This window comes from Actinomyces sp. HMSC075C01, from assembly GCF_001812965.1.
GTDB lineage: Bacteria > Actinomycetota > Actinomycetes > Actinomycetales > Actinomycetaceae > Actinomyces > Actinomyces acetigenes.
Genome location: NZ_KV811027.1, coordinates 1 through 1,584, shown reverse-complemented (window position 1 = coordinate 1,584; position 1,584 = coordinate 1). Strand labels below are relative to the sequence as shown.

The 1,584-nt window shown below is 68.8% G+C and carries 1 protein-coding gene; it reads left to right on the top strand.

Annotated features, from left to right (window positions below; all coding sequences use genetic code 11):
* The coding region (locus HMPREF2883_RS10365) for a type IV secretory system conjugative DNA transfer family protein (RefSeq protein WP_070661964.1) at positions 1-1,365 on the top strand (1,365 nt) is incomplete at its 5' end.
* Between the last annotated feature and the right edge of the window lie 219 nt (positions 1,366-1,584).

The following is a 1,584-nucleotide window of genomic DNA, read 5'->3' as shown; positions in this document are numbered from 1 at the left end:
CTGCTGTCGTTGGCGCTGGCTGATGCGGCTGAGGGCCGGGGCCTGCTCCTGCTCGATCCCAAGGGGGACTTGGCGACGGACTTTCTGGCACGCCTGCCCCAGGAGCGGGCGGGTGATGTGGTGGTGCTGGATCCGACCAATCCCTGCCCGGTGGGGTTCAACCCGCTCGCCGGGCCGCCGGAGCTGGCGGTGGTGACGGCGGAGGCGGTGCTGGGGGTGCTGGCCGAGCTGTTTCGCGACAGCTGGGGCATCCGCACCGCCGATGTCCTCTCCGCCGCGCTATTGACGCTAGCGCGCATCCCGCAGGCGACGCTGGTGTGGCTGGTGCCGCTGCTGACCAATCCGGCCTTCCGACGCCGGGTGCTGGCCCTGGCCCCACCCGATCCTTTGGGCACGGATGTCTTCTGGCAGGGGTACGAGGCCAAGCCGGTGCGGACCCAGGCGGTGGAGGTCGCCCCGGTGCTCAACAAGCTGCGCCAGCTGATGCTGCGCCCAGGACTGCGGGCGATGCTGGGACAGGCCCAGCCCCGCTTTGGGCTGGCGGATCTGCTGGAGCGCCGACGCATCGTGGTGGTCAACCTCAACCAGGGCCTACTCGGAGCCGGAGTGGCCCGCTTGCTGGGGACGCTGCTGGTCTCTCAGCTGTGGCAGCACCTGCTGGCGCGCCAGGCCCAGCCGCCTGAGCGGCGGCAGATCGTGAGCGTGTATATCGATGAGGTCCAGGCCTTCCTGGCCGGGTTGCCGGGCAGCCTGGCTGACGCCCTGGCCCAGGCTCGGTCGCTGGGCGCGGCCTTCCATCTGGCGCACCAGTACCGCGGGCAGCTCAGTACCGAGATGATGCAGGCGGTGGAGAGCAACACGCGCTCCAAGGTGTATTTCGCGTTGTCGGCGACCGATGCGGCTGCAGCGGCTCGGCTGGCCCCGGAGCTGGAGGCAGCCGACTTTCAGCTGTTGGCTCAGTACCAGGCCTACGCCACCGTGATGCACCACGGGCGCCGCTCGGGCTGGTTCTCCCTGGCCACTCGGCCTGCCCCGCCAGCGGTGCGCGACCCAGCCCTGCTCTACGCCGCCAGCCACGCCCGCTACGGCATCCCGGCCGAGCAGACCGAAGCAGAGCTCATCGCCCTGACAAGCGGCAGTACAACGACCACTGTCGATGTGAATGAGCAACGCAACCCGACGACGGTGTTGCCGGACACGACCACTGTCGCCACTGACGGCACTGGTGATGAGACCAGTGAAGGAGCGGCTAAGGATCTGAAGCCCGCCACTCTGGATGAGTCTGGGGCGGATGGATCCACGAGTGGGGTTGAGTCTGAGTCTGGGCGGTCCCGTCCCGCGATTGGCCGCAGGAGGCGACCATGACGCAGCTGGTACATGAGCACACGACTTGGCGCTGCTGCTGCGGGCGAAGGACGTGCCGTGATGGTGGCGCGGTGGGCCTGCGAACCTCTGGGCTGGGGCGTCGTCTCGGCGGACGGATCGGTCGACGCACCGCTGCGCCGAAGCAGTTCTGTGTGCGGCGGCACCAAGCCCTTTTGTGGTCGTTTGTGGCGGTGACTGACCCCACCTGGTGTGGTCACG